This is a genomic window from Streptomyces sp. NPDC047043 (assembly GCF_040644055.1).
In the GTDB taxonomy this organism is placed as follows: Bacteria; Actinomycetota; Actinomycetes; order Streptomycetales; family Streptomycetaceae; genus Streptomyces.
The window spans coordinates 566,331-584,012 of sequence record NZ_JBEYVO010000001.1; the positions used below are offsets into that span (position 1 = coordinate 566,331).

The window sequence follows — 17,682 nt, forward strand, 5'->3', positions numbered from 1 at the left end:
CACCGCAGGGCAGGCACCCCGGTCCTCCCTAGACCGCGCAGGCCCGCACGAACGCCTCGGCCAGTTCGGCGGGGCGGGTGAAGCAGCCCTCGTGGCTGCCCGGGGTCTCGACGATCAGCGGGTTCTTGAGCCGCTGCGGGAAGCGTTCGGCCCAGGCCCACTCGCCGGGCAGGGAGAGGTCCTCGGTGGACAGGACGTAGGCGGTGGGGATGTCGAGCGCGGCGAAGGCCGTCGTGTCCGGCTTCTCGGTGAAGGTGCCCAGCGGCTGCGGTACGAGCAGGGAGTGCACCGTGCGCTGGGTTTCCTCACCGGCGTCCTGCATGAACGCCTGCTGCCACACCTCCAGCGGCAGTGTCACCGTGTCGTTGCCGGAGGCGGCCGCCAGGGCGTGGAACATCTCGCCGTAGTGCGGCGGGCACGCCTCGATCAGGGACTCGCCGTCGTTCGGCACGAAGGCGCTCCAGAACACCAGGCGCCGTATGCGGGCCGCGAGCTTCGGTGCCGCGCCGGTCAGGACGTAGCCGCCCCAGCTGTGGCCGACCAGGGTGACGTCGGTCAGCCCGGCGCGTTCGACGTACTCCACGAGGCTGTTCACACAGTCCGTGAGGGTCACCCCGCGCGGGTCGTCGTCGCCGCCCAGCCCGGCCAGGGTGGGGGTGTGCACCTCGTGCCCGCCGGCTCTGAGTTCGGTGGCGACCGGACGCCAGGCCCAGCCGCCGTGCCAGGCCCCGGTCACCAGGACGAAGGTCTCGCTCATGTCGATCTCCTTTGATCGAGTGGTGATGATCAAGTGGTGAAAAGTGAGTTCACAACCAGCGGGGAATGGTCCGCAGTTCACCCACGACCTGCATTCCTTCAGCGCCGCCGCGGCCCGTGAGCCAGGCCGCGAGGGCATACGGCGGCCCGCTGACCGTGACGCCTGCGGGCAGCGACCCGAGCACCACCGTGCTGTGGCCCTCCGCGCTCAACTCGGCTCCGGTACCCGCCTCGACGCGGGACGACATCCATCCGGCCACATCGCGTACGAGGGCCCAGGCGAGGTCGGACGGCAGCGCGTCCATGCCGACGCCGACGTCCAGGTCGACCAGGTGGATCCACACCTCGCGGGCCCGTAGCCACGGCACCTCCGCCGCAGGGATCTCACGGCCCTGCCCGCTGACGACGGTGGCCGACCAGGCGTCGTCGGACAGCGCCTCGGCGGCTTTACGGAAGCGCGCGGCGGACTCCCGTACGTCCGCCCGCTGTTCGGCCAGGGGCCGCCGCGCACCGGCCTCGATGTCGGCGCCGCGCTGCTCCGGTGAGGCGTACATCGGCGTACGGATGCCGGTCCGGGCCCAGTTCAGCAGGTTGACCAGGGCGTCGGCGTTGCGGGCGAGGTGGGTGAGGAGATGGCCGCGGGTCCAGCCGGGGAGGGCGGACGGTTCGGCCACCGCGTCCAACGGCAGCGCGTCGACCGCCTGTTGCAGCCGCCGCTGCCCCTCCTCGACCCATTCGAGGACCCTCACGGCTTGTCCTCGACCACCGTGTTCACGCACTCCCCGACACCCTCGACGACGGTGCGTACGACCTGGCCGGGCTTCAGGAACACCTTCGGATCGCGCGCCGCACCGACCCCGCCCGGGGTGCCGGTGAGGACCAGATCGCCCGGCTCCAGCGTCGTGAACGTGCTGAGGTAGGCGGCGATGTCCGCCGGCGTGAAGAGCAGGTCGGAGGTGCGCGAGCGTTGCATGACCTCGCCGTCCACCTCGCAGCGGATCTCCAGATCGGCCGCGTCGTCGATCTCGTCGCCGGTCACCAGCCAGGGCCCGGCCGGGGTGCTGGCCTCCCAGGCCTTGCCCTGCAGCCACTGCGGGGTACGCCACTGCCAGTCCCGCATGGAGATGTCGTTGACGACGGTGTAGCCGGCGATCGCGGCCGCCGCCTCCTCCTTGGTGGCCCGGCGGCGCAGGCGCGAGCCGACGACGAAGCCGAGTTCGGCCTCCCAGTCCAGCTGCTCCGTCTCCCCCGGGTGGACGATGTCGTCGCGGGCGCCGAGCAGGACGTTGGCGAACTTGCCGAACAGGGCGGGGTGTTTCGGCATCTCGCGGCCCATCTCGGCGATGTGGGCGCGGTAGTTGTGGCCCACGCAGAAGATCTTGGCGGGGGTGGTGACGACCGGTGCGAGGTCGAGGGCGGCCACGTCGTGCGCCGGGCCGTCGGCGGCAGCGGCCGTGCGCCAGTCGGGGCGGCGCAGCAGGGCGGCGACGTCGGGAGCGCCGGTCTCCACGGCCTTGCCGCCGTCGAGGCGGACGGCCGCCGTGCCCTCGGCGGTGCGGATGGTGGCGAGCTTCATGCGGGGGTGCTCCCGGTGGTTTCGGTGCGGGCGAGGTCGAGCGCCTCGTAGACGGGCGCGTCGTTGAAGGTGAAGAGGTCCAGCTGCGTGTCGGCGGCGACGGTCAGCGCGCACCAGGAGGGGACGGCGATCAGGTCGCCGGCGCTGACGTCGATGACGCGGTCGTCGAGGGTGACGGTGCCGCTGCCGCGGAAGACCTGCCAGACGGAGGAGCCGACGGTGCGGCGGGTGGCGGTGGTGGTGCCCGGGCGCAGGCGGTGCATCTCGGTACGCAGACTGGCGAGGGCGTCGCGGCCGGTGGCCGGGTTGGTGAAGCGGATGCCGGCGTGCCCGGGCTCGATGACGCCGGGATGGCCCTCGTCCTCCAGCTCCAGCTGGGCGGTGAGGGCGTCGTCGGTGTCGGCCCAACGGTAGGCCATGAGTGGGGAGTTGGGGCTGGCGGGCGCGGCGACGGGGCGCAGTCCCGGGTGGCCCCACAGCCGTTCGTTCCGCGACCGGGACGGGGTCGAGCGGTCCGAGACCCCGTCCTCGCCGAACTCGAAGAACCCGGCGTCGAGGCGGTGCACGAGCGGAATGTCGAGGCCGTCCAGCCAGACCATCGGGGCGTCGCCGACGTGGTGGTGGCCGTGCCAGTGCATGGAGGGGGTGAGCAGCAGATCGCCGGGCCGCATCTCGACGGCGTCGCCGTTGACGACCGTCCACACGCCCTCGCCCTCCAGAATGAACCGGAACGCGCCCTGCGAGTGCCGGTGGGCGGGGGCGACCTCGCGCGGTCCCAGGTACTGAATCGCCGCCCACAGATTGGGAGTTGCGTACGGCCGTCCGGGCAGGCCCGGGTTGGCGAGCGCGATCGCCCGGCGTTCGCCTCCCCGTCCGACCGGCACCAGGTCGCCGGCCCGGCGGGCGAGCGGCAGCAGGGTGTCCCACTGCCAGACGTGCGGCACGGCCTCGGGCTGCGGGGTGAGCGGCATCAGGTTGCCGATCTCGGTCCACAGCGGGATGAGCCCGCCGGCCGCGAACCCGTCGTAGAGCCCCCGCAGTTCGGGGTCCGTCTCGTCCGGAGCTATGACCGGCACGGTGGTTTCACTGGCCATGGAGGATTCCTTCGGCGTCGAGGCGGCGCACGATGTCGGCGCGCAGGGCCTTCTTGTCGATCTTTCCGACCTTGGTGGCGATGAGTTCGGGGACGGTGACCAGCCGGTCGGGGAACTTGAAGCCCGCGACTCCGGCGCGCTCCATGACGTGGTGGACGTCGTCGAGGGTCACCGTGCGGCCCGCTTCCGCTACGACGTAGAGGCAGACCCGCTCGCCGAGTTGAGCGTCGGGCATCGCCACCGCGGCGGCGCGGGCGACGCCCGGCGTCTGGTACGCGAAGTTCTCGATCTCCTCCGCGGAGATGTTCTCCCCGCCCCGGATGATCATGTCCTTGTCGCGGCCCTCGACGACGAGGTTGCCGTCGGGCAGCAGCCGCACGATGTCGCCGGTGCGGTACCAGCCGTCCGCGGTGAACGCGCGGGCGTTCTGCTCCTCGGCGCGGTAGTAGCCGCGCGGGGTGTAGGGGCCGCGGGTGAGCAGCACGCCGGGGCTGCCGTCGGGGACCGGGTCGCCGAGTTCGTCGACGACGAGGAGTTCGTCGTCCTCGCACATGGGGCGCCCCTGCGTCGTACAGATGACGTCCTCGGAGTCGTCCAGGCGCGTGTAGTTGAGCAGGCCCTCGGCCATGCCGAACACCTGCTGGAGGGTACAGCCCAGTTCGGGGCGGACCCGCCGGGCGACATGGTCGGCGAGCCGGGAGCCGCCGACCTGCAGCACGCGCAGGGAGCTCAGGTCGGCCCCGGGGTGTTCCCGGTGGTGGTCCAGCCAGCGCTGGGCGACGGCCGGGACCAGGGCGCTTGCGGTGACGCCCTCGCGCTCGACGAGCGGGAACGCCTTCTCCGGGTTGGGCGAGCCGAGGACGACCCGACCGCCGTGCAGCAGCGTGCCGAGGAGGCCGGGGCAGGCGAGCGGGAAGTTGTGGCCGAGGGGCAGCGCGGCGAAGTAGACGGTGTCGGAGCCGAATCCGCAGACCTCGGCGCTGCGGCGGGCGTTGTAGAGGTAGTCGTCGTGGGTGCGGGCGATGAGCTTGGGTAGTCCGGTGGTGCCGCCGGAGAGCAGGAACACGGCGATCGAGCGGCTGCCGGGCCGATGGGCGTCGATGGCGGCTCGGTCGGCCGGTGTGCCGGGCCCACGGCACAACTCCCCCAGGTCCACGGCGTCGTCGTCGACCTTGTCGCCAAGTACCAGGATGTGCCGCAGAGTTGGCGAGGCCTCGGCGATCTCGAAGGCCATCGCCTGGTGGTCGTGGTCCTTGAGGGAGTCGGGGACGGCGATGGCGACCGCCTCGCTGTGCTCGACCAGGTGCCCGATCTCATGTCGACGGTGTCCGGGCAGCGCCATCACCGGGATCACACCGAGGCGCAGACAGGCGTATGTGAGGATCACGAACTCGGCGGTGTTGGGCAGCTGCACCACGAGCCGGTCGTCCGGCCGCAGCCCCAGCGCGGCCAGCCGCAGCGCCACCGCGTCCGCCCGCTCGGCGAGTTGACGGTATGTCAGGCGGCGGTCGCCGTCGACGAGTGCGACCGCGTCGGGAACGGCGTCGGCCACGGCGTGCAGCCGGTCGCCGATCGCATCGCCCTCCCAGTACCCCTTGCCGGCATAGCGCCGGGCGTACTCCTCGGGCCAGGGGACAGCACCCTTGCTGCTCGGCCTGGGCATGGTCGTTCTCCTTAGCGGTCCTGTGCGGGTGCAGCGGTGGGGACGATCACGGCGTCCAGGGCGATCAGCCCGACGGCGGTCAGCCGCAGCGGGTTGATCTCGATCTCGGCGGTGTCCGGGCTCGCGGCGAGCGCTGCCGCGAGGGCGGAGACGACCTGCCCGAACTCGTCCCGGTCGAGCACCGGCCCGCCGCGCCAGCCGTCGAGGAGGGCACGGGCGGCCAGGTCGTCGGGCATCGAGGCGGCCTCGGCCGCGGTCAGCGGGGCGAGCCGGATGGCGACATCGGCGAGCGCCTCGGCCGCCGTGCCGCCCAGTCCCGCGAGCACGACCGGCCCGAACACGGGATCGCGCCGCACACCGAGCACGAGGTCGACGCCGGGCGGGGCCATCGCCTCCACCAGGTAGCGGCGGACGGGCCCGATGGCGTCCAGCGCCGCATCGAGCTCCTCGGGGGTCCGCACGCCCAGGTGGACCCCGCCGATCTCCGTCTTGTGCAGGATCGCGGCGTCCAGCACCTTGACCGCGACGGGCCCCTCCAGCAGCCGCAGGGCGTAGTGGGCATCGGCGCCGTTCTCGCAGGCGACGCGGACGGGGGTACGGATGCCCAGCTCGGCGAGGAAGGACTTGGCGGCGTTCTCGTCGAGGGGGCCGGGCGGCACCGGGGCGGCAGCTGTCGGAGCGGACACGTCCGTCCCGCAGGCGCGCTGTCGGGCATGGGTCACCAGGGCGCGTACGGCGTTGGCGGCCGAGGCCGGTCCGGTCAGCGCCGGGATCCCCGCCTTGTGCAGCCGCGCCCGCTGCTCGGCGACGTCCTCGGGCAGGCCGCCGACGACCACCACGGCCGGCGCGTCCGCACCCAGGCCCGCGGCCTGCGCGGCCGAGGCGAGGTCGACGCTGTCGGGCTCGGTCAGGGCGTAGACGGCGAGCAGGTCCACGTCCGGGTCCGCGGCGGTGGCCTCGAGCACGCGGGCGAAGGTCTCGGCGGGCCGGCCGGTGTCGACCGGGTTGCGCTGGTAGGTGAGCGGGGGCAGCAGCCCGGCGAGGGTCTGCTGCGTGGCCTCCGCCAGCTGCGGCATCCGGATGCCGTCGGTGCCGGCCCGGTCGGCCAGCAGCAGCCCGGGGCCGGCCTGGGCGGTCACGATGGCCAGCCCCGGCTCCTTGTGAGGCCGCAGCTGGATGCGGGAGAGCGCGGTGAGCGCGTCCACCATCTCCCGCTCGTCGTCCACGACGACCGCCCCGGCCTGGCGCAGCGCCGCCCGCGTCGTACGCCAGGAGGTGGCCAGCGCCCCGGTGTGCGACCGGGCGAAGTCCCCGACGTCCGTGCGCCCGACGACCAGCGCGACGACCGGCTTCACGGCGGCCACCCGGCGCACGGCCGCCACCAGCCGCGGTCCGTCCGGAACCGTCTCCAGATGCAGCGCGACGGCGCTCGTACGACCGTCTTCGGCGAGGTGTTCCAGGACGTCCGCGGCGGTGACGTCGAGGCCCGCGCCGATGCCGGCACCGATGCTGATGCCGTTGCCGGCGGCGGCCAGGTCGAAGGAGAGGGCGTGGTTGACGCCGCCGCTGGCCGCGACCACGGCGATGTCACCGGCCGGCAGCTGCCCGGCCGCGGGCACGAAGCTGGCGGTCAGGCCCAGGTGCGGCGCGAAGAAGCCGGAGGTGTTCGGGCCGAGGAGCCGGATGCCGGTCTCCCGGGCGACGCGGCGCAGTGCGTCCGCGTGTGCCTCGCCCTCCGGTCCTGCCTCACCGAAGCCGCCGGCGCAGACCAGCGCGGCACGGCAGCCGGCGGCGGCCGCCTCGGCCAGCGCGTCCGCGCTGCCGGCCGCGGGCACGCAGAGCACGGCCAGGTCGAGCCGTCCGTCGGTGTGCGCGGCGGCTTGGGCGACCGAGGCGTACACGCCCGCGGCGGGGTCGGGGCGGTGGGCGTTGACCAGGGCGCGGGCGCCGGGGAAGGCGGCCAGCGAACGGGCCATGGCGGCACCCAGCTTGCCGCTCTGCCGCGAGGCGCCGATCACCACGACGCCCGCGGGCGCGAACAGCGGGGTGAGGTCCGTGCTCATGCCCGCTCCCCCGACACCAGGTCGGCGCGTCCGGACAGCAGCAGCGTCTCGGCGCGGTCGTCGTCCATCCCGGGCTCCACGATCAGCACGGGTACGCCGTGCACCAGTCGGGCCTGCTCGGCCAGCAGCGAGCGGGTGAGCGGGGTTCCGCCCTGTACGGCGACGACTTCCACCGCGGCTTGGCCCAACCGGTCGTAGATCTGCGGCAGTTGGTCCTCGCTCTCGGGTGCGGTGAGCCACCGGCAGCCCTCTCCGTGCAGGGCGGTGAGGTCGGCCTCGGTCAGGCGGCGTCCGGTGAACTCCCGCTCCCCCAGCCGGATCGGCGTGTCCAAGGGGGCATGGCCGCCGTGCACGGACTGCCAGTCGCGTACGACCTGTTCGACGAAGTCCGGGTCGCGGCGGGCGATGCGTTCCTTGCCGATGCTGCGGGAGATGAAGTGGAAGGCGAACTGGGTCGGCCCGAACGCGTCGTGGTAGCGCCCGAAGTGCTCCCACCAGGACAGGCTCGGCCGGGCGGAGTTCTGGATCTTCTCCACCGAGGGGCGCCGGGCCGCCTCGTACGCCTCCAGGGCGCCCGTCAGGTCGTCGCGGTGGGCGAGGAGGCTGTCGGCCAGGGCGATGGCGTCCTCCATGGCCATCTTGGTGCCGGAGCCGACCGAGAAGTGCGCGGTGTGGGCGGAATCGCCGAGGAGGACGACGTTGCCGGAGTGCCAGCGCCGGGCGCGGCGGGTGCGGAAGTTGCCCCAGCGGGAGTTGTTGACCAGCAGTTCGTGCCCGTCGATCTGCTCGGCGAAGAGCTTCTCCAGGTAGGCCTTGGTCTTCTCGTCGCTCGCGCCGGGCGGCTGCGCGGTGTCGAACTCGTCGAGGCCCGCCCGCCGCCAGGACTGCTCGTCCGTCTCCACGATGAAGGTGCTGACGCTGTCGCTGATCGGGTAGCCGTGCACGGCGAAGGTGCCGTGCGGACCGTGCTCGTGCACGAAGGTCAGGCCGTCGAAGAGGTAGTCGGTGCCGAACCAGATGAACTTCGCGGTGGCGACCTCCACCTCCGGCACGAGTACGTCGGCGAGCCGGTCGCGGAAGCGCGAGTTCGCCCCGTCGGCGGCGACGATCAGGTCGTAGCCGGCCGGCTGCCCGGGGTCGGCGGGGACCTCGTGGCTGAAGCGGAGCTCGACGCCGACCTCCTCGGCCCGCTCGTGGAGCAGCTGCAGGAGGGTCTTGCGGGTGATGGCGGCCATGCCGTTGCCGCCGACGCGGATCCTCTGCCCCTTCAGCCGGACCTCGATGTCGTCCCAGTGGCGGCCGTGCTCGGCGAGGGCGGTGCGCAGCACGGGGTCCGCCGCGTGGATGGCGGCCAGCGTCGCGTCCGAGAACACCACGCCGAAGCCGAAGGTGTCCTCCGCGCGGTTCCGCTCGAAGACCGTCACCTCGACCGACGGATCGGCCTGCTTGATGAGCGCCGCGAAGAACAGCCCGCCGGGGCCGCCTCCCACGCAAGCGATCCGAGAAACCATGATCTGCGCCTCCACGTCCAGTATCCGCACGGGCTGGGCCCGCACACCGGCATTGTGTGTCACTCATTCCACGGACGTCAATCATTTGTTACGCATTTACAGGCCCGTGGAGCACGCGGTTACCTGGAACGCGACGCATCTCTGCAACGGCCGTCCGTGTGACATAGTCGTTTCTGTGAAGCCTCGATCGATCGTCTTCGACCTGTTCGGCGACTACGTCCGTTACCGCGGCGGCGCCGCCCGGCTGCGCACCCTGAGCACCCTCATGGACTGCTTCGGCGTCGGCGAGAGCACGGTGCGGGTGGTCCTCGCGCGCATGCGCAAGGAGGGCTGGTTCGACGTGCGGCGGGAGGGCAGGGAGACGCTCTACGCGCTCAACAAGCGCAGCCTGCAGCTCCTCGACGAGGGCCGCTCACGCATCTTCGACCGGGCTCCGTCCGACTGGGACCGGCACTGGTACATGGTCATCTACTCGGTCCCGGAGTCCGAGCGAGGTGTCCGCGACCGCATCCGCAAGGAGCTGGCCTGGCTGGGCTTCGGCCCGCTGGCCCCGTCTACCTACGTCTCCCCGCACGACCGCCTCCAGGAGGTCCGGGAGAGGTTCGCCGACGAGCCCTCCGTACGCCTGGACACTCTGCGCTGCCAGTCCGGCGGGCTGCCCGTCGACCGCGAGATGGCGGCCCGCAGCTGGGATCTCGCCGCACTCAACGAGGACTACCGGGAGCTGCTGCGCACCTACCGGGTGCGCATGCCGTCGTACCGGGCGGGGGCGCTGAGCCCCCAGGAGGCGCTGGTCGAGCGCATGCGGCTGACGTACGACTACCGCAAGTTCCCCTTCCGCGACCCCGACCTGCCGACCGATCTCCTCCCGGCGGGCTGGGTGGGCCACGAGGCGCACGAGATGTTCCTGGAGGCACACGAGATCCTCGGCCCGGCGGCCGAGTCCTACTACGACGAGGTGGCCGGCGTCCGGGGCGCGCCACCCAACTCGGAATCGGCGTAGGACCATTCCACGGCCGCTGCAGCCTGACCGAAACGTCGCGCCCGTTGGGTCCTCGACCGAGGTGGGTCTATCGTCTGAATCGTGGGCCAGAACATAGGAGAGCGGCCATGATGCCGCAGGACGAAGCCGTGATCGGCTGCATGGGCGAAGTGCTCATCGGAACCCGCGGATCCGCGGGCCCCGGCGAGATCCTGGTGCGTGTCAGAGGCGGTTCCGAGACCTTCCTCGCCTGGTCCGAAGATCCCCTGCCCACGGGGGCGACGGTGCTCGTGATCGAGTCGCGTGGATGCCGTGAGGTCGGCGTCGTCGAGTGGGTGGATCCATTGGACGCGCTCGGCGGGGACACCGCCGGCGCAGACTGAGGAGTAAAACAGCATGTTCGGATACCGCGTTCCCGCTCCCGACGAGGCGATGTTGATCTCGGGGGGCCGGCGGGGACTGGGGGGCGCGCCGTTCCGAGTGGTGACGGGTCACGGCAAGTTCGTGCTCCCGTTCTTCCGAAAGACCCGCTTCCTGACCCTGTCGATGAACGAGGCCGAGGTCACGGAGACCTGTGTCACCCGGCAGGGCATCTCGCTGAGCGTCCGCGCGGTGATCGCGTTCAAGGTCGGCAACGACACCGAGAGCATCATCAACGCGGGCCAGCGCTTCCTGTCCGACCAGGAGCAGATGGCGGTCCTGACCGGCCGTATCTTCGCGGGCCACCTGCGCGCCATCATCGGCTCGATGACGGTCGAGGAGATCGTCACCGAGCGGCAGAAGCTCGCCGCGGAGGTGCTGGACACCTCCAAGACCGAGATGGCCAAGATCGGCCTGATCGTGGACTCGCTGCAGATCCAGTCCATCGACGACGGCGACGCCGGCTACATCGATGCGATGTCCGCACCCCACAAGGCAGCCATCCAGCGGCAGGCCCAGATCGCCCAGGCACAGGCCACCCAGACCGCCGCCGAGGCGCAGCAGGAGGCGGCCCGCAAGCAGGCCGAGTACGCCCGGCAGACGGCCGTCGTCAAGGCCGAGTACTCCGCCGAGGTGGACCGCGCGCAGGCCCACGCCTCCCAGGCCGGACCGCTGGCGCAGGCCCACGCCCAGCAGGAGGTGCTCGCCGCCCAGACCGAGCTGGCCCAGCGCCAGGCCAAGCTGCGCCAGCAGCAGCTGGTGGCCGAGATCGTGAAGCCCGCCGAGGCCGAGGCCGAGCGGATCCGGGTGCTCGCCGCCGCCGACGCACAGCGCATGAAGATCCAGGCCGAGGCGGCCGCCTCGTACGACCGGGTCGCGCTCGACCGGATGCTGATCGACCAGCTCCCGCAGATCGTGAAGGAGGCGGCCGGCGGCCTGGCCGGCGCCAACGTCAACGTCCTCAACGGCGCGGACGGCCTCGGCGAGATCGCCGCCGGCCTGGTGTCGCAGGGCCTGACGATCCTCGACTCGGTCCGCCAGAACCTGGGCAACCAGGACTCCGCCGAGAACCGCCGCCCCGACGAGGACAACAACTCCGGCCTGCTGCAGCTGCGTTCGGGCCGGGAGAAGAAGACCGACGACGGTCCGGTGGACGTCGACTAGCCCACGGCCAGGGGCTGTTCGGAAAATCCCGACAGCGGTATCGGCGCCCGGCCGGTTGCCGGGCGCCGATACGCGTCAGGTCAGTCGGCCGACCCTACGGTCCTGCCAAGATGCCGGGCGAAGAACAGGACCGCGCTGTCGGCCTGGAACCTGGGCAGCTCCTTGTGGCTGCCCGCGTTCGCGTACAACGTCTTCTCCTTCGAGGCGAAGGCGTCGTACAGCGCGAGGCCGGCCTCGCGGGGGATGTGCTCGTCGTCCCACTGGAGCGCGAACTCGACCGGGATGGTGATCCGCTGCGCCGTCTCGGCCAGGAGGTCGGGCCAGAAGAGGCCGAAGACGGCGGCGGTGATCCTGGGATCGGCCGCCGCCAGCGGCACGCCGATCGCGGTGCCCATGTTCAGGCCGTAGTAGCCGACCGGCCCGTCCGCGCCGATCTCCGGCAACTGCTGAAGTGCGTCCAGGGTCGCCTGCCACTCCGGTACGGCGCGCTCCGCGAGGTGGGCGTTGTAGCGGACGACGATCGGGCCGACCGGCTCGCCCGCCTTCATCGCCTGCTGCATGACGGCGATCTCCTGCTCGTCGTGCGCCGTGCGCGGCCGGTCGCCGTGACCGGGCGCGTCGATGACGGCGACGTGGAACCCGCAGCCGTGCACGAGGCGTTGGGCACGGCCCGACATGGCTGGTGCCTTCTTGTGGGTGCCGCCGCCGTGGCCCATCAGCACGAGGGGTGCGCGAACCAGGCCGGATGCAGGTGCGGATGACGGTGCGGGCGACCAGAGGACGCCGGGGATCTCTCCCACGGTGAAGTCGCGTTCGAGGACGCCGTCCGACGTCGTCTCCGCAGTGAACTGCACAGAATGCATAGGTTGTTGCCTTTCGAGAGTGCCTTGTCGAGGCGCTCCCGGCGGACACCTATGTCAATCGCCCGACCGTGAAGGAGAGGGGGAGCACCCATACAGCTACAGCGTTCATGGGTCTCACCTCCTCGCACGACGTCACGGCTGCGGGCAGGCTACAACGGGGCGCGATCCTGCCCAACGGGTTTTCCTACGGCGGGTCATGGCCCGTCGAAGAGGGCGAGCCCGTCGTCGGGGGGCTGGAGCTTCACGTACTCCTCGAGCAGCTCTCGGCCGACCGGGGCGGTCCCCGGTCCGCCTTCGCGGCTGCGGGCTTCGAGCTGGCGGCACAACTCGTCGACAGGTGCGGCAAGGTGGTGGAGTTCGACCGGAACCCCGAGTGCCCGCGCCGCCGACCGCTTCTCGTCCCGTTCGGTTCGCGCCCAGAACCCGAACTCCAGGATCACGACCTGTCCGAGCCGCAACAGGTCCTGGGCATGGGCCCAGAACCGCCTCTCGAGCCGGTCGCGCGCTCGCTCGTCGAACAGGTCGATGCCGAGATCCGCCATCCATTCGTCCGGACACAACCGCCCAGCCGGATCTCTCTCACCAGGCGCCTGGCCAGCGTCGTCTTCCCGGAGCCGGGAAGCCCGCACAGCAGGATCAGCCGGGGCGCCGGGCTCCCGTCCATCAGGCGCCTCCACGGCATCGCAGCAGGGTCACGCCGCCATCCTCGCTCAGCCGCCCCGACCGACCGGCGTGCGTGTGCAGCCCGGCCGGATGCGAGCCGGGCTGCTTGGACTAGTCGCGTACGTGGTCGACGTGCTCGCGGTTGTTGCAGGCGTCGTCCAACGCGGTACCGGTCCACGGTGCGGCCCATGGGACCAGCGCGAGCGCTCCCCTGCAGAGGTCGGCGCCGAAGGGGTTCTGGTGGGTGGTGAGGACGACGGGGCCGCTGAAGTTGTTGTTGTCGTCGGCGTGGGCCGGGGTGGCGAGGGCGAGTCCGGCAATGGCGAGCGCGGCGAGGGCGCTGATCTTCTTCATAGCCGGGTCAACGACATCAGATTGTCCCAGTTACGCCGCTTTTATTTCGTCCCGTGAGCGCGGCGATCCGCGCTCAGGGACACTCACAGGCCACATCTCCCGGCGGCAAGCGCAGTGATCGCACACTCGGCGGCGTGCCGTGCCGCGAGCACGGCGGGGAAGGGCCCGCACCCGTGGGCGGCACGGTCGGCCGGTCCGCTCGTGATCCGCCACTGCCAGGCGATGTGTGCTGCAGGGAGCGAGGGGCGCTGCCAGACGGGCTCGGCGGCCGCGGGCACAGTCTCCGCCACCTGGACCACTACGCCGTACGCCACCCCGTCGACCACTGCAGCGGCACACCTCCCGCCGTCGGCGTCCACAGCCCAGTCCAGGCGTGGCGGAGTCGACTCCGACAGCCGCATCGTCCACGCCCAGGCCAAGGACCTGCAGATCCTGCCCGGCACCGTCGACCGCTACGGCTTCTTCGGCAAGGCGGTCCAGCGCAACGATCCCTGGGACACCGGCTGGTGGCGTTACCGGGTCCCGGGGCGCGGCCAGATCGACTGGAACGCCGTCGTGGACGCCCTGTACGAGAACGGCTTCACCGGCACCCTTTCGGTCGAACACGAGGACCCGGTCTGGAGCGGCACCGAGGAGAAGGTCAAGACCGGCCTGGAGATCGCCCACCGCACACTGAGATCACTGATGGCTTAGCGAGTACATCGGATCAATCTTCGCTCCGCTGAGAGTGTTGACGCCTCTCGCGACCCAGTTCTACGCTGCGCCAGCAGATAGATCCGATGAATCCGTTACGGCTGAATCTGTTACGGCATTGCCTGCGATCCCTCTCGCGCACCCCTGCAACGTTCAGGAACCGTCGCATCTTGGAGGCACCCGCAATGACCTCTAGACGAGTCGTGCTCGGCTCGGTGCTGGGCGGCACAACTGCCGCCGCTCTCCCCGGAGTTGCCCAGGCCGCGCCCGCCCGTGACTTATCTGTCGCCGCCCCGCGCAGCGGTCGGTGGCAGTTGCGCAACCGTATGGAATCCGACGGCGCCTGGGCCGCATTCCTGCACGGGCAGGACCTGGTGTGGCAGCGGCTGCCCACGCTCTGGTACGAGGGGCCGTTCCTGGGGGACGGGCGGCTGGGCAGCATGGTGTACCGGGAGCCGGACGCGAACAGCGTCCGTTTCACGGTCCAGCACGGCGAAGTGCAGGACCACCGCCCAGAGTTCGGCAGCGGCTGGGGCACCGCCCGGCTGCCCGTGGGGCATCTGACCCTCGATCCGGTCGGCACCATCGCGGGCGTCGACTGGCGGCTGAGTCTGTGGAACGCCGAGCTCAGCGGGGTCATTACGACCGACAAGGGGACGCTGACCCTCGCCGCCTTCATCCATGACGGGGTCTTCGCGGCCCGGGTGACCGCCGGCGGTGACGAGGAGGTCCGCTGGACCTTCCATCCCGAAGAGGCCATCAGTCCGCGGAAGATCCAGGAGGCGCCGCCGGCCGGGTACGTCGCCAACCCGCCCTGGACGACGCAGACCACCGGCGTTGTCGAGCAGGTCCTCCAGCCGCTCGTCAGCGGCGGGCAGACCGCGACCGCCTACCGCCGCTCGGGCGACACGCTGGTGCTCAGCGTGGCCCACAGCCACCCCTCGAACACCCGGGCCGGGGAGGTCTCGCTCAAGAAGGTCCAGCGGGCGGGGTCGTACGGAACTCTCCGTTCACAGCACACCCGTTGGTGGCACGCCTTCTACCGCAAGAGTTTCGTCTCGATCCCCGACCAGCGGCTGCAGAGCTTCCACTGGATCCAGCTGTACAAGGTCGCCTCCGCCAGCCGTGCGGGCGGTCCGGTCATGGCCACCTCCGGACCGTGGCTGGAGCCGACCCCCTGGCCCGCCGTCTGGTGGAACCTCAACGTGCAGTTGGAGTACTGGCTCATCCACGGCTCCAACCACCTGGAACTCGACTCGCTGGCCAGCACCCTCCGGCAGAGCCAGGAGCAGCTGGTCGCCAACGTGCCCGCCGCGTACCGGTCGGACAGTGCCGGGATCGGCCGTAGCTCCGACATGTTCGCCAACCGCGGCGTCGGCATGCCCGGCACCGGCGCCGAAGTGGGCGATCTGACCTGGGCGTTGCACAACGCGTGGCTGAGCTATCGGCACACCATGGACGAGGCGCTGCTGCGCGACACGATCTACCCGCTCTTGCGCCGCGCGATCAACTACTACTGGCACTTCCTCCAGCCGGGCGACGACGGCAGACTCCACCTGCCGTCGACGCTGTCCCCGGAGTATCCGGTGGTCCCGCCGAAGGACACCAACTACGACCTGGCGCTGATCCGTTGGGGCTGCACCACGCTCCTGGAGGTCGCCGAACACCTCGGCGTCGACGATGCGCTGAAGCCGCGCTGGCAGGAGATCCTGGCGAAGCTCACGCCGTATCCGGTCGACGGGAACGGCTTCATGATCGGCGCGGACACGCCCTACGCCCAGTCCCACCGCCACTACTCCCACCTGCTGATGGTGTATCCGCTGTACCTGGTCAACTGGGACCAGCCGGAGCAGCGGGAGTTGATCGAGAAGACGGTGGTGCGGTGGCATGCGCTGACGGGTGCGCACCGCGGCTACAGCTATACGGGCGCCGCGTCGATGTACGCGATGATGGGCCGCGGGGACACGGCACTGTCGTATCTGAAGAAGTTCTTCGATCCCACCACCCGCTACCCGTGCCGGGCCAACACCCACTACACCGAGGCCGGTCCGGTGATCGAGACGCCGCTGTCGGCCTCGCAGTCCCTGCACGACATGCTCTGCCAGAGCTGGGGCGGGGTCGTCCGGGTCTTTCCCGCCGTACCGGAGTCGTGGGCCGATGTCACCCTCCACGACTTCCGTACGCAGGGGGCCTTCCTGGTCAGCGCGGTGCGCTCCGGAGGGGTCACGCGTTTCGTGCGTGTACGCAGCCTGGCGGGCGAGCCGCTGGTGCTCCGGCACGGTCTGCCCGACGGGCGGCTGACCGCCGTTCTGGACGACGGCCGTCCGGCGCGCACCCGTACGACCTCCGACGGCGACCTCGCCGTCGACCTGCCCAAGGGACGGGAGGTCCTGCTTCACGTCGGTGAGCGGCCCGACCTCGTCATCTCCCCGGTCGGCGTGAGCGAGCCGGGCGCGCCGTGGGGGCTGCCGTAGGTCAGGGCCGTGCGTGATCCTGCTCAACTGCTGCGTGGTCCGGGTCGGCGCAGGAGAATGGCCGTATGGGCGGTGGGTTCGTGGACGAGGCGGTGCGGGCGGTGCCCGCGCCGCCGCTGCGGGGGCTGGTGGGCTGGTACTCCGGCTACCGTCAGCGCGGCATCCCGCAAGGCCGGCACCGCGGGCTGCCCTCGCCGTGGCTGACGCTGATCCTCACCCTCGACGAGCCGCTGAGCATGGCCGCCCACCCCGACCCCTTCGCCACCCCCGGCGACTACCTCACCCTGCTGGGCGGCCTGCATCTCACCCCCGCTCTCATCAACGTCCCCGGCCGGCAGTCCGGCATCCAGGTCGCGATCAGCCCGCTGGGCGCCCGCGTCCTGCTCGGACTGCCGGCCGGGGAGCTGGCCGGGATCGACGCCCACGCCGACGACGTCCTGGGCGCCGACGTGCGCGAGGTGCACGACCGGCTGCGCGAGGCACCCGACTGGGCCGCCCGTTTCCACGTCGTCGACACCTGGCTGCTCGGTCGTATGTCCCGCCTCGACGGCGTGCCGACGGCCTCCGCCGATCCGGTCGCGGGCTCCTGGCAGCGGCTGCTGTCCAGCGGCGGCCGGCTGCGCGTCGACCGGCTGGCCGCCGAGACCGGGTTCAGCGACCGGCATCTGCGCAACCGCTTCCGCGCGGAGATCGGCCTGACCCCCAAGGCGGCCGCCAGGGTCATCCGCTTCGACCTGGCCCGCCGCCGCCTGGCCCGCCGGCCCGGCCGCCCCGACCTCGCGGGCCTGGCCGCCGACTGCGGCTACGCGGACCAGTCGCACCTCGACCGCGAGTTCGCCGCCCTGGCCTCCTGCACGCCGAGCGCCTGGCTGGCACAGGAGTTCCGAAACATCCAATCCGGGCACCACCCCTCCAGCTGACCCTGGTGGTGACCGCCGGCCGATCCGGCCGGCTCCCGCGAGAGGAAGGCTCACGATCATGACCAGTACGTCCGACACCGCCCAGCGGCCGCCCGCCCCGCAGGTCTGGCCCACCCTGCGCGCGAACGACGCCCGCGCCCTGATCCGCTTCCTCGTCGACGCCTTCGGCTTCGAGGAGACCGTGGTCTACGGCGAGGCCGACCGGGTCGAGCACGCCCAGCTGAGCTGGCCCGAGGGCGGCGGCGTCATGCTGGGCTCGGTGCGCGAGGACCAGGACCCCGCCACCGGCCCGACGCCACCGGGCGCCTTCAGTGCGTACGTCGTCACGGCCGACCCGGACGCCGTCCACGCCCGTGCGAAGGCCGCCGGCGCCGAGATCACCATGGACCTGCACGTCACCGACTACGGCTCCCGTGACTTCGCCGCCCGTGACCCCGAAGGAAACCGGTGGTATTTCGGCACATACCGCGGCGAACCGCGCTGATC

At 71.5% G+C, this 17,682-nt stretch carries 16 protein-coding genes and 1 pseudogene; 7 read left to right on the plus strand and 10 right to left on the minus strand.

Annotation, left to right across the window (positions count from 1 at the left end; genetic code table 11):
• Positions 1 to 28: 28 nt before the first annotated feature.
• The 7 genes from ABZ880_RS02775 to ABZ880_RS02805 are packed head-to-tail and all read right to left on the minus strand — an operon-like array spanning position 29 to position 8,708.
• Complete coding sequence (locus ABZ880_RS02775; protein ID WP_361255660.1) at positions 29 to 757, minus strand: alpha/beta hydrolase; 729 nt, start codon at positions 755 to 757, stop codon at positions 29 to 31.
• A 49-nt stretch (positions 758 to 806) separates the two neighbouring features.
• Positions 807 to 1,505, minus strand: coding sequence for a maleylpyruvate isomerase family mycothiol-dependent enzyme (locus ABZ880_RS02780; protein WP_361255663.1), 699 nt, complete (start codon positions 1,503 to 1,505; stop codon positions 807 to 809).
• A complete protein-coding gene (locus ABZ880_RS02785) occupies positions 1,502 to 2,332 on the minus strand; it encodes a fumarylacetoacetate hydrolase family protein (protein ID WP_361255665.1) in 831 nt (276 codons plus the stop codon). The genes ABZ880_RS02780 and ABZ880_RS02785 overlap by 4 nt, the downstream gene beginning before the upstream one ends.
• Positions 2,329 to 3,426 carry a cupin domain-containing protein gene (locus tag ABZ880_RS02790; protein ID WP_361255668.1) on the minus strand — a complete coding sequence of 366 codons (1,098 nt, stop codon included), beginning with the start codon at positions 3,424 to 3,426 and terminating at the stop codon, positions 2,329 to 2,331. Before ABZ880_RS02790 ends, ABZ880_RS02785 begins: the two co-directional genes overlap by 4 nt.
• A complete protein-coding gene (locus ABZ880_RS02795) occupies positions 3,416 to 5,089 on the minus strand; it encodes an AMP-binding protein (RefSeq protein WP_361255671.1) in 1,674 nt (557 codons plus the stop codon). The genes ABZ880_RS02790 and ABZ880_RS02795 overlap by 11 nt, the downstream gene beginning before the upstream one ends.
• A gap of 11 nt (positions 5,090 to 5,100) precedes the next feature.
• On the minus strand, positions 5,101 to 7,152 hold the full coding sequence (locus tag ABZ880_RS02800) for an acetate--CoA ligase family protein (RefSeq protein ID WP_361255673.1): 2,052 nt from the start codon (positions 7,150 to 7,152) through the stop codon (positions 5,101 to 5,103).
• Positions 7,149 to 8,708, minus strand: coding sequence for an FAD-dependent monooxygenase (locus tag ABZ880_RS02805; protein ID WP_361255676.1), 1,560 nt, complete (start codon positions 8,706 to 8,708; stop codon positions 7,149 to 7,151). Before ABZ880_RS02805 ends, ABZ880_RS02800 begins: the two co-directional genes overlap by 4 nt.
• A 130-nt stretch (positions 8,709 to 8,838) precedes the next feature.
• Here ABZ880_RS02805 and ABZ880_RS02810 point away from each other — a divergent pair, with 130 nt between their 5' ends.
• From ABZ880_RS02810 to ABZ880_RS02820, 3 genes are all read left to right on the plus strand, one after another.
• Positions 8,839 to 9,666, plus strand: coding sequence for a PaaX family transcriptional regulator C-terminal domain-containing protein (locus ABZ880_RS02810; protein WP_361255679.1), 828 nt, complete (start codon positions 8,839 to 8,841; stop codon positions 9,664 to 9,666).
• Positions 9,667 to 9,776: 110 nt separating this feature from the next.
• Entirely contained in the window at positions 9,777 to 10,028 is a 252-nt protein-coding gene (locus tag ABZ880_RS02815) for a hypothetical protein (RefSeq protein ID WP_361255880.1), read from the plus strand.
• 13 nt (positions 10,029 to 10,041) lie between these two features.
• On the plus strand, positions 10,042 to 11,229 hold the full coding sequence (locus ABZ880_RS02820) for an SPFH domain-containing protein (protein WP_361255682.1): 1,188 nt from the start codon (positions 10,042 to 10,044) through the stop codon (positions 11,227 to 11,229).
• A gap of 80 nt (positions 11,230 to 11,309) precedes the next feature.
• Here ABZ880_RS02820 and ABZ880_RS02825 read toward each other — a convergent pair whose 3' ends face one another.
• The 3 genes and pseudogenes from ABZ880_RS02825 to ABZ880_RS02835 form a co-directional block, all read right to left on the minus strand.
• Positions 11,310 to 12,092: an alpha/beta hydrolase gene (locus ABZ880_RS02825; protein WP_361255685.1), complete on the minus strand. Its 783-nt coding sequence runs from the start codon at positions 12,090 to 12,092 to the stop codon at positions 11,310 to 11,312.
• Between the two features lie 194 nt (positions 12,093 to 12,286).
• Positions 12,287 to 12,945: pseudogene (locus tag ABZ880_RS02830) on the minus strand (AAA family ATPase).
• On the minus strand, positions 12,867 to 13,109 hold the full coding sequence (locus ABZ880_RS02835; RefSeq protein ID WP_361255688.1) for a hypothetical protein: 243 nt from the start codon (positions 13,107 to 13,109) through the stop codon (positions 12,867 to 12,869). Before ABZ880_RS02835 ends, ABZ880_RS02830 begins: the two are co-directional and overlap by 79 nt.
• Positions 13,110 to 13,331: 222 nt before the next feature.
• On the opposite strand from ABZ880_RS02835, the gene ABZ880_RS02840 reads away from it, so the two are divergent.
• From ABZ880_RS02840 to ABZ880_RS02855, 4 genes are all read left to right on the plus strand, one after another.
• A complete protein-coding gene (locus ABZ880_RS02840; RefSeq protein ID WP_361255691.1) occupies positions 13,332 to 13,802 on the plus strand; it encodes a hypothetical protein in 471 nt (156 codons plus the stop codon).
• A 185-nt stretch (positions 13,803 to 13,987) separates the two neighbouring features.
• Positions 13,988 to 16,276 (plus strand): Tat pathway signal sequence domain protein, encoded by a 2,289-nt coding sequence (locus ABZ880_RS02845; RefSeq protein WP_361255694.1) that lies wholly within the window; start codon positions 13,988 to 13,990, stop codon positions 16,274 to 16,276.
• Between the two features lie 65 nt (positions 16,277 to 16,341).
• The gene (locus tag ABZ880_RS02850) at positions 16,342 to 17,196 is read left to right on the plus strand and encodes a helix-turn-helix domain-containing protein (RefSeq protein ID WP_361255697.1); all 855 of its coding nucleotides are present in this window, start codon (positions 16,342 to 16,344) and stop codon (positions 17,194 to 17,196) included.
• Positions 17,197 to 17,254: 58 nt separating this feature from the next.
• Complete coding sequence (locus ABZ880_RS02855; RefSeq protein WP_361255700.1) at positions 17,255 to 17,680, plus strand: VOC family protein; 426 nt, start codon at positions 17,255 to 17,257, stop codon at positions 17,678 to 17,680.
• Positions 17,681 to 17,682: the final 2 nt, after the last annotated feature.